Below are 10316 nucleotides of genomic sequence, written 5' to 3' on the forward strand. Positions count from 1 at the left end.
TGGTACCCGAGGAGCGGAAAGACACTTCGATGTGATGTCATAGTCCTTGATGACTCAGCCACCAGATCCCACATCCGAATACGCGGAGCATTTCCCTCTCCTCCCGGAAGATCCGGTGCGTGTGGGTGATTTCTGGATTGATTCGCGTCTCGCGGAGAGCCCCGCAGGCGTCATCTACTCTGCACACGCAGATGGGTCGGATCCGGTAATGCTCATCCACCTGCGCGACGGTGCGGCATCAGACCCCGCTGCACGGGCACGTTTTTCAGGCGAGATCAACGCCATGCACATAGACACCGTCGTGGCCCGCGGCGGTCAGGGCCAAGACGAAGGTCGCATGGCAGTGCGTTTCCGAGATGAGGATGATGACCCGATCGTCGCTTCTCACCGCCCCCTCGCCCCGTGGGTGGCCCTGGCCTTCTCCGGTTCCCCTGCTGCTGTGGCCGAAGCACAGCGAGTGCTGGCCGCCGTCGATCTCGTGCACACTCCCCAGCTCGGTTCCCCTGCAGGACCGGATTTCCAGATGCACTGGTGGCAGAACATCCGCCCGGGAACGTGGCGGATGTGGCCACTTCCCTGGCCTGGCCGCAAGGACCGAGCCGGTTGGCTCACCCTCCTGGCATCTTTCTTGCTGATGCTGCTGCTTGCCGCCATAGCCGTCTTGTTGGCAATCCTGGTGTTCCAGAACCAACAGAAAGTGTCCCCTCCCGCCCCTGTACCAAGTTCTGCGTCCGCTTCTGGCGGCGGCTCCACCAGCTCTACCTCCGGGGAACCATCCTCGGGAGAACCCTCTGAACTGGAGAGCCGCAGCGACACCCCCTCGATGGAACAGCCTTCGGGCGATTCTTCAGGGCCGGGCAGCCCGAGCCCCGAGCGCAAGTTGTAACCGGCTTTCTTCACATCTATCGCATCCGAGGAACACAGGAAACGTACACGTTGCTCCGGCTGAATGGTGATCGCCCAGAGGTAGCACCTCTCAATCTCGACCACCAAGGCAACAATCATGCAATTCCTGCCCTATCTGGCCAACATCATCGCGATCTGCATCCTCGTCTTCGCCATCTACCTGCCACGACATCACCGTCGTGACCTGGCGGTCGCCTATCTGGGCGTCAACGTCGGCGTCATGGCGGTCTCCATAGGACTTCTCAACAGCTCTGTGGCAGCTGGACTCGGCCTGGGACTGTTCGGGGTGCTGTCAATCATCCGGCTTCGGTCCGATGAACTAGCCCAGCACGAGGTGGCCTACTACTTCAGCTCACTTGCGCTCGGCCTGCTCGGCGGGCTTGGCGGCTCCACCACCACTTACGCCACCATGACTCTCATCGTGGTGGTCCTGGCAGCGGCAGACTCCTCCTGGTTTCGGCGGGGTACCAAACGTGAGATCGTCAACCTGGAACGGGCAATCACCGATCCCGAAGAACTCCGCTACGAACTGGCCGCCCGTCTCGGTGGCCGAGTACTCGGTGTGAACGTCCAGCGCCTCGATTTCGTCGCCGACACCACCCTCGTCGAGGTCCGCTACGCCCCGGGAATCGGTCTCCCGGTCACCGAGAAGGTGGAGGTGCTGCGATGAGCCTGAGCGATCTTGCACCGGTTTACCTCGATGAGCTCAACGCGACCGCGGAGCTCATGAGCCGGGTGGACCGCAAATATCCACTGCACGAGCGCACAGCCGAGGCGATACTCGATTCCCTACCAACCGGCACCAGGGTCCTTGATATCGAGGGAAGAACAGAGTTCAGCTACACATCCATCTATTTCGACACCACAGCCCGCGACTCCTACCTGATGGCAGCACGGGGCCGCCCGCACCGGTTCAAGGTGAGGGTCCGCAACTACCAGGACTCGGGGGAGGCTTTCCTGGAGGTCAAGACCCGGCGCGGCAGAAACACCGTCAAGGAACGCGTTCCTCACGACCCTTCAGCGCTGTTCGAGATCGCGCCCGAGCAGTACAGCTTCGTCAACGACCGCCTTGCCGCCGGAGGAATTCGTGGCATCCAGCCGCAGCAGTTGAGACCGAGCCTGGAAACCAGCTACCTGCGCGCCACGCTGCTCACAGCCGACGGTCGAGCCAGACTCACCCTGGACCGAGAACTCGTCTGGACAGAGAACGGTCGCAGCCTACGGATCCCCCGGCTGGCGATCATCGAGACCAAATCCGGCTCAGCACCCAGTTCTGCAGATCGCACCCTCTGGCGCTGTGGCTACCGCCCACAACGGATTTCAAAGTACGCCACCGGCCTCGCCGCCCTGCATCCCGAACTACCCGCGAACCGCTGGCGCCGCGTCTTGAACCGACACTTCTGATAACAAGACCACCGATGGACCGAACATGAAAATGCGAAGGCCCACACCTGGACACGCCTTGCTCTCGACCGTCGCTGTTCTCACCGGCACCTTCCATCACCGGAGTCGAGCTACGGACAATCGGGACCTCCGGCATGGCCGATTCCCCCTCCAAGAGCTCCACTCAGGCATTCGTGTTCACAGACCTGAACGGCAGGTGATCCCGGTGAACGCCGGTAGCCTGATGGTATGAAACCGGCCCTGATCGCCACGGACCTGGATGGCACCTTCCTCGGTGCGAACGCAGTCCTCCTCCAGTCGAACCTGGCAGCGGCACGACGAGCCATCGAAGAGGGTGTCGTCTTCGTGATCGCTACGGGCAGACCCAGGCGCTGGCTCGACGCTCTGGCGAAGCTGCGTGACCTGGATCCCCTGGTGATCTCCAGCAACGGAGCGGCTGTTAGCCGGCTGGCGAGTCCTAGCCCGGCTCTCCTCCACCCGATCGAAACGGAACGGGCCCTGGCGTTCGCTGCGGCGCTGCCACCAGAACTCGAGGTTTCATTCGCAGTGGAGTACGAGTACGGATGGGGTCGCGAACCCGGCTACCCAGTGGGCCACTTTTCCGAGGCAGACCATGTGGCCAGCCTCACGGAGCTGCTGATGGTCGGCCCAATCATCAAGGTTCTCGCGCGCACCTGCCACGCCGACACCCATGCCTTCTCCCCCGTGGCCATCGCCGCAGCGGATGAGATCCTTCAGGCCACCTTCTCCTGGCACGATGTGTGCGGCACCGTCGAACTATCGGCGCCGGGCGTCACCAAGGGCACTGCCCTGGCAGAGCTGCTGGAAAAGATCAACGTCGACCCGGCCAACGCGGTCGCTTTCGGGGACATGCACAACGACCTGGGGATGCTGGAGCTGGTGGGCCGGGGCTACATCATGGAGGATGCCGATCCGTGCCTGCTCGATCGTGGTTTCACCCGGATCGGCTCCCATGACGAGGGAGCCGTCGGCGAACAGATCCTGCGCCTGCTGGATGCGTGACCCACATCGCCCAGCACCCGCAGGATGAGTGGTCATGACGCCGGGGACCATCCGATCCTGCAGCCGTCCTCAGTGTTCTACTTCGTGACCGCGTCGATGGCGGTCCACTCCAGGCCCTCCGGGGCGAGGGCCGCGACACTTGCGAGCAGACCCAGCCGAGCCGCTCTGAGTTCAGGTTCCTTCGCCATCACCAGAGTGTCGTCGAAGAACTGGGCGATGGGATCGACCAACTCTTTCGCCGAGGCTGCGAAATCGGACACGGAATCACAGGGTTTCCTGTCCGCGAGGGCCTGGGAGAGGGCCCTCTCCGCGCCATCGACCAGGACCGCCGGATCGAACTCCGGGACCGTGCCAGCAGGAAGGATTCGGTGGATCCGCACCACGGCCTCCACGGCGGCCCGCCAACTAGGTTCTCCGAGGAGGGCTTCCAGATCGTTGGCCTTCGCCTCCGCGTCCGCAGGGTGGCTGGCCGACGGCAGGACCGCGGCAACCATGTCGGCAGAGCGCCCCTCGTCACGCATCAGTTGGGCATAGCGACCGATGACGAATTCCTCGGCCGCTGCGATCGCATCCTGCGACACCTCAATCCCCTGGGTCGTCAACGCCTCTGCCGCTGCCACCAGACCATCACGCACACCAATGCCGGTCAGCCCGGGAACCTCACGCAGCACGCGCACCACGCCCAGCGCGGCCCGCCGCAGCCCATAGGGGTCGGAGGAACCGGAGGGTTTCGCGCCGAGGGCGAACATCGCCATCAGCAGGTCGAAGCGGTCCCCAAGGGCCAGCAGGGCGCCCGGAAGCGAGGCCGGGACCGCGTCGGCGGAGGTGTGGGGCTGTTCCATCTCGTGGAGGGCCTCGGCGACCGCGGGGGTCTCGCCCTTGCGGAGCGCGTACTCGCGGGCTACGAAACCGGCGAGGCTGGTCATGTCCGTGACGAGGTTCGTCGCCAGGTCGTACTTCGCCAGCTGCCCGGCGCGTGCCAGGGTTGCGGCCTGCTCCGGGGCGAGGCCCAGCCCCTCCCCCACACTGGTGGCCACCGCGGCGATGCGGCGGGCGCGCTGCCCCACCGAACCGAGCCGGTTCTCGAAGGTCAGCTTCTCGAGGCCCGGCACGAAGACGTCGACCGATTCGACCTCGAGGTCCTGGTTCCAGAAGAACAAGGCGTCCTCGTAGCGGGCCCGCAGCACCGACTCGTTGCCCGCCGCCACCACGGTCTCGTCGCAGGCACCGTTTGCCATGGTCACGAAATACGGCAACAGACGCCCCTCGGCGTCGCGGATCGGCAGGTAGCGCTGATGCTTGGCCATGACAGAGACCAGAATCCGGTCCGGGAGCTCCAGGTAGCGCTCGTCGAAACCGCCCAGCACCCCGAAGGGTTCCTCCACCAGGTTGGTGATCTCGTCAACCAGCGCGGCATTGTCCTTGACATCGATGAAGCCGCCCACACCGGCCGCCAGTTTCTCCGCCTGATCCACGACCGCCTCCCGGCGCTCCGCGAAACCGAGCGCGATCCGCCCCTCGGCGAGCAGGCCCGGCAGGTCATCGGCGGAGGCGACCTCGTGGAATCCGACAAGAACACCGTCGAAGCGTCTCCCGCTCTCGGCGGATGCCGCGGTGGTGCGTTGCAGATAGGTGCTGCGTCCCGCAACCACCTCGGAGACGCGGGCGGGGACGACCTGCTCCCCCCAGAGCGCCACCAGCCAGCGCACGGCCCGGGAGAAGGACAGCTTCGGGTCGCGCCAGCGCATGTTCTTCTCGGCGCGCAGCCCGGAAACGCAGTCCTCGACGAGGCCCTTCAGCACCTCCAGGGCGTTGCGGCCCGGTGATTCGACGGCGACGCAGGCGTGTTCGGCGCCGTTCACCTCAGCCTTTACGACCTGCTCCAGGGTGACTCCTTGGCCGCGCATGAAACCCTGCAACGGTTTGGTGGGGTTGCCGTCGGCATCGAAGGAAACCGCCCATTTCGGGCCTTTCCGCAGGTTCGTGGCGTCCGGTTCCCGGGCCGCAACCCCGTCGACGATTGCCACGATGCGCCTGGGGGTGCCGTCGACGCGGATCTCGCCGTGCGCCAGGCGTGAGGCCGCAAGCCCGTTCGTGAGGGTCTTGTTCACCGCCTCGACGGTGGGGCCGACGACGTGCGGGGGAAGCTCCTCCAGGCCGATCTCCAGGGCGAAGGTCCGGGGCCGGTCCGTGGCGGGTTCCTCAATGGCCTCCTCTGGTGTCCCGGTTTTCCTCTCGGTTTCCTTGAGGAGCGGGAACCCGAGTTCGCCTCGCCGTTCCACCCACAGCGCTGCGGTGTCGCGCATCAGGCGGCGCATGGTGCTGAACGCCTGGGCGCGTTCCGTGGTGGAAATCGCGCCGCGGGCGTCGAGCACGTTGAAGGCGTGACTGGATTTGAGGATGTAGGAGTGGGCGGGAACCGGCAGCCGTGCCTCCACCATGCGGGTGGCCTCCGAAACGTAGGCCTCGTAGAGCCGCCGGTTCGTCTCGATGTCGGCGTCGTCCAGGTAGTAGCGGCTCATCTCGTACTCCTGCTGGCCGAACGCCTCACCGTAGGTGACGATACTGCCGTCGGCCTTGCGGGCGTAGGCGATGTCCTTGAAGTGCGTGACGCCCTGCTGCGCCATCAGGATGCGTTCGATCCCGTAGGTCAGTTCCACGGGAATCGGGTCGAGGTCCTGCCCGCCGACCTGCTGGAAGTAGGTGAACTGGGTGATCTCCATCCCGTCCAGCCACACTTCCCAGCCGAGTCCCCACGCGCCGATCGCCGGCTGCTGCCAGTTGTCCTCGACGAAACGCACGTCGTGGGCGTCGAGGTCGATCCCGAGGGCCTCCAGCGACCCGAGGTAGAGCTCCTGCGGGTCGCCGGGTTCGGGTTTCAGGATCACCTGAAACTGGGTAAACGTCTGAATACGCATCGGGTTCTCGCCGTAACGGGAGTCGTCGGGACGCACGGAAGGTTCGACGTAGGCGACGTCCCACGGTTCCGGTCCAAGGACCCGCAGCACGGTGGCGGGGTTCATGGTGCCAGCCCCCACCTCCGAGTTGTAGGGCTGCCAGGTCAGGCAGCCGCGCGAAGTCCAGTAGTCGGACAGGATCCGGAGGGCGTCTTGCATCGTCAGCACCGGGCCAGACTACCCGGCCAGCACCTCGCGCAGCACGTCAAGCGGCAGTGACCCGACGGCTAGGGCACGGTCGTGGAAGTCGCGCAGGTCGAATTCCTGCCCAGCCCGGCGGGCCGCGTCGTCGCGGATCTGCTCCCAGATCCGCTGGCCGATGAGATAGCTAGGTGCCTGCCCCGCCCACCCCAGGTAGCGGTGCAGCTCGAAACGCAGCTGGTTTTCTTCCATGGCGACGTTGTCGCGCAGCAGCTGCCAGCACTTGTCGTGATCCCAGGTCCCGCCACCGTACCGGTCGAAGGCGGGTTTACCGAGGTGGATTCCCAGGTCGAGAACAACCCGGGTGGCGCGCAACCGTTGGCCGTCAAGCATCCCGAGACGCTCTCCCGGGTTCAGGAAACCGAACTCATCCATGAGACGCTCCGCGTACAGCGCCCAGCCCTCACCGTGCCCAGAGACCCAGCAGACCAGCGACCGCCAGCGGTTCAGATTCTCCGCCTGGGCGACGGCCTGCCCGATCTGCAGGTGATGGCCGGGAACGCCTTCATGATGGACGGTGGTTTTCTCCTGCCAGGTGGTGAACTCAGTGACCCCCGCGGGAACGGACCACCACATACGGCCAGGGCGGGAGAAATCAGCGGATGGTCCGGTGTAGTAGATACCGCCAGTCGCTGAGGGGGCGATCATGCCCTCGATGGAGCGTACCCTCGGATCCAGGGTGAAGTACTTCCCGTCGAGGGCCGCGATGGCCTCATCAGCGGTGCGTTGCATCCATTCCCGCAGCGCCTCGGTGCCGTTCAGCTGGTTTGCCGGATCGGCGTTCAGCACAGCGATCGCCTCAGAGATGGTAGCCCCGGAGCCCACAATCTCACCTGCGATGGCCTCCTGTTCGGCGGTGATCCGAGCCAGCGCCTCTACCCCCCACTCATAGGTTTCGTCGAGATCGATCCGAGCTCCCAGGAACTCCCGGGAAGCCCGCTGGTAGCGTTCGCGCCCTACCGCGTCCGTTTCCCGAGCGACGGGGGCCAGGTCCTGGGTGAGGAACCGGACCAGGTCCCCGAAGGCGCTGCGGGCGAGTTCCGCTGCTCGTTGCAGCTCGGCGCCGAGTGTTCCCTCCCGCCCGGCTTCGGACACCAGCTGGCGGAATCGCGATTTCTCCCCGGCCAGGTCGGTGGCTTGGGCCGCCACGTCGGTTACTGCACGGCGGGCCGGGACAATTCCCCGTGTAATGCCTTCACGCAGGGTCTCGATGTAGCCGCTGACAGCGCGGGGCATGCCCGCCATCCGGGATGCGATGTTGCTCCAGTCATCATCGCTCCTCGTGGGCATCAGGTCGAAGACATCCCGCAACCACTGGACAGGCGAGTCGATATTGTTGACTGCGGCGAAATGGTCACCTGCCTCAATGCTCTCCAATTCAAGACCGAGCCGTTCCCTCATGGCCGCTGCTGTGACTTCATCGACCGCATCCGTTCTCGGCGTCTCCTCGATCAATCGGAGCGTGCGTCGCAGCTCATCAGCCCAGTGACCGATACCCTCCGGGGAGTAATCGGGCAGCTCGTGGTCGTGACCCGGCAGACCGATTCCCGTTGCCGCGAGAGGGTCGTTGGCTGCCAGGGCATCGACGTGGGCCTCGGCGACGGCATCGAGTGGAGTAGATGTGCGCATAAACCCAACCTATCGGGTGACCAGATGCCCCTTGCGGGTGCTCAGCTCCTTGTGGGTGAACACCAGGGCGCGTTGGGCGGCGAAACTGATCGCGAAGAGTGCGAACTCGGTTAGCAGCTTTGCTGCTACCAGTGGCATGACGATCGACAGGGCCCGCAGCAACACGTAGTTGGCGACAAGGATTCCACATACGAGGAGTGCGTATCTCACTGGTGTGCTGCGGTCGCCGTCGCGGAACACCGCATGCCGGTTGAGCAAGTAGTTGACAGTGGCAGACAGCAGCCGCGCAGTAATCACGCTGAACAACAGGTTGCGGGTTACGGCCATCAGGAGCAGCAGGGCCAGGAGGTCGATGGCAAACCCAGCCAGCGATGACCCGGCGAAGGTTAGCAGCGGTCGATAGACCCGCCACGAGTCCCGGATGGGACGAAAGTGGGAGCTCTTGTTGCCGTGCAGGTAGACGGTTTCGATCTCGATCTCCCGGATGCTGATCCCCGCTTTCCTGGCCTGGAGCAGCAAAGACAGTTCGTACTCGAAACGTTCCCCCCGGATGGTTCCGAGCCACTCGAGCATGCTCGGCGGGTAGGCGCGCAACCCTGTCTGGGTGTCGCCCACCCTGATCGCGGTCAGGGTCTTGAACAACCAACTGGTCACCTTGTTCCCGAAGGCACTGCGCAGCGGTACCCGCCCGGTGAACCGACGCCCCCCGAGCACCATCTCGCGGGAATCGACGTCGACCTCACGGACCACTCGCATGATGTCGGGCACCTTGTGCTGGCCATCGGAGTCGGCGCAGACGACCACCTCACCCGGGTGGTATCGCCTGGCGATGGCAAACCCGGTTTTGAGGGCATGTCCCTTTCCACGGTTCTCCTGGTATCGATGCACGGTGGCACCATGGATGCGGACTAGGGCAAAGATCTCGTCATGGTCGGGGCCGGAACCATCGTCCACCACAAGAACGTTGGGGGCAGCGGGGTGGGCTCGCAGTTCGCGGACCAGGGCGATGAGCGAGTCACCGGGTTCGTAGGCAGGGATGAGAACGAGCATGACGTCACCTTCCGATCCACAAGATGTCGCTGGTACCGCGTTCCTTGGTTTTCCCGAGAGGATTGTTGACGAGGGAGCCGTTGAAGACCATCTGTGAGGAACCGCCACCATCGAGGTTGTAGGCAACCTGTGCCCCCAGATCCACGAAGAGCTGCGCGAAGTCGGTCATGGTGATGCCGTTGCTGTATCCGGAGGAACGACCATCGACCACGACGAAGACGAAATGGTTGGCGGCGATCATTCCCAGTCCTGTCCTGGGCTGGGTGCCCTGGATGGAGTGGTTGCCGAAGTTGGTGTCGATCTCGAGTGTGTCGATGCCTTCGATGACGGCACCACCGTTGACGAGCGTGGGGCCGAAGGAGAGGGTATGCCAGGCGCCGTCCGAGATCAGTTTCGCAGCATTCGTACTGGTCTCGTCATAGCTGACCATGGTGCCATCCCGCATAATCGCCAAGCCTTGGCGGGCCGGCTCGTCACGAAAAGCGATGCCGTCACGGACGATGATCCCGGTGTCGCGGAAACCGTAGTAGTCGCCGTTGATGGCAAACAGGGCCCCGACGCTTTCCGCGATCGTTGTCGGGTACTCGATGATGTTGGTTCCGAAGCTGTTCTTCGCAAAGGCGTTGCGCAGGGCGGTGACGTCATTCAGTTTCACATCGGCCACATACCAGGCCTTGGCAGAATTCCCGGAACCAGAAGTGTGTTGGGTGATGGTGATCTGCCGATCACTGGAAGTGTAGGTCGTGCCGTCGATCACCCCGTCCCCCGCCGATGTGGCAGTGGCAGTGGTGGTGCCGCTGATTTGGGTTCCGGGCAACCCTTGGTAGTCGGATGCCGAGGTGACGTTGGTGTGTTCTATCAGGTAGCGGTCGATGGCCCAGGCCGTACCGCCTGCTGCGGCGAGCCCAGCTGCCCCGGCGGCCCCGGTAATGATGGCTCGGCGGGACAGGCGCCGGGTGGATCGTGAGTTCGTCATGTCGAACACCTTCGTGAACCGCCCTGTGCAAGACCTGTGGCGACGCTTCGTGCGCGGCATGAGCGTCATCCCGCTAGACTGTGCCATCGAGTCGGGGCGTTAGCTCAGCCGGTCAGAGCAAGGGACTCATAATCCCTGGGTCGCGGGTTCGAGCCCCGCACGCCCCACGA

The 10316-nt window shown here is 64.3% G+C and carries 8 protein-coding genes and 1 tRNA gene; 5 read left to right on the plus strand and 4 right to left on the minus strand.

The window, feature by feature from the left end; genetic code table 11:
- The first annotated feature begins 49 nt into the window (after positions 1-49).
- The 4 genes from V7R84_RS02520 to V7R84_RS02535 all read left to right on the plus strand — a co-directional run bounded on the left by V7R84_RS02520 (position 50) and on the right by V7R84_RS02535 (position 3333).
- On the plus strand, positions 50-886 hold the full coding sequence (locus V7R84_RS02520; protein ID WP_338571703.1) for a hypothetical protein: 837 nt from the start codon (positions 50-52) through the stop codon (positions 884-886).
- 117 nt (positions 887-1003) lie between these two features.
- A complete protein-coding gene (locus V7R84_RS02525; protein ID WP_338571705.1) occupies positions 1004-1576 on the plus strand; it encodes a DUF4956 domain-containing protein in 573 nt (190 codons plus the stop codon).
- Positions 1573-2310 (plus strand): polyphosphate polymerase domain-containing protein, encoded by a 738-nt coding sequence (locus V7R84_RS02530; protein ID WP_338571707.1) that lies wholly within the window; start codon positions 1573-1575, stop codon positions 2308-2310. The genes V7R84_RS02525 and V7R84_RS02530 overlap by 4 nt, the downstream gene beginning before the upstream one ends.
- 228 nt (positions 2311-2538) lie before the next feature.
- Positions 2539-3333: an HAD family hydrolase gene (locus tag V7R84_RS02535; protein ID WP_338571709.1), complete on the plus strand. Its 795-nt coding sequence runs from the start codon at positions 2539-2541 to the stop codon at positions 3331-3333.
- A 77-nt stretch (positions 3334-3410) separates the two neighbouring features.
- On the opposite strand, the gene V7R84_RS02540 is transcribed toward V7R84_RS02535, so the two are convergent.
- From V7R84_RS02540 to V7R84_RS02555, 4 genes are read right to left on the minus strand one after another with little or no spacing between them, the layout of a single operon-like run.
- Positions 3411-6449 (minus strand): glycine--tRNA ligase, encoded by a 3039-nt coding sequence (locus V7R84_RS02540; RefSeq protein WP_338573797.1) that lies wholly within the window; start codon positions 6447-6449, stop codon positions 3411-3413.
- Between the two features lie 18 nt (positions 6450-6467).
- The gene (locus tag V7R84_RS02545) at positions 6468-8120 is read right to left on the minus strand and encodes a DUF885 domain-containing protein (protein WP_338571711.1); all 1653 of its coding nucleotides are present in this window, start codon (positions 8118-8120) and stop codon (positions 6468-6470) included.
- A gap of 9 nt (positions 8121-8129) precedes the next feature.
- A complete protein-coding gene (locus tag V7R84_RS02550) occupies positions 8130-9170 on the minus strand; it encodes a bifunctional glycosyltransferase family 2/GtrA family protein (RefSeq protein ID WP_338571714.1) in 1041 nt (346 codons plus the stop codon).
- A 4-nt stretch (positions 9171-9174) separates the two neighbouring features.
- A complete protein-coding gene (locus tag V7R84_RS02555; protein WP_338571716.1) occupies positions 9175-10146 on the minus strand; it encodes a phosphodiester glycosidase family protein in 972 nt (323 codons plus the stop codon).
- Positions 10147-10239: 93 nt separating this feature from the next.
- Between V7R84_RS02555 and V7R84_RS02560 the strand changes: the two genes are divergently transcribed.
- Positions 10240-10313, plus strand: a tRNA-Ile gene (locus tag V7R84_RS02560).
- Positions 10314-10316 lie beyond the last annotated feature (3 nt).

It is taken from the genome of Arachnia propionica, assembly GCF_037055325.1.
GTDB lineage: Bacteria > Actinomycetota > Actinomycetes > Propionibacteriales > Propionibacteriaceae > Arachnia.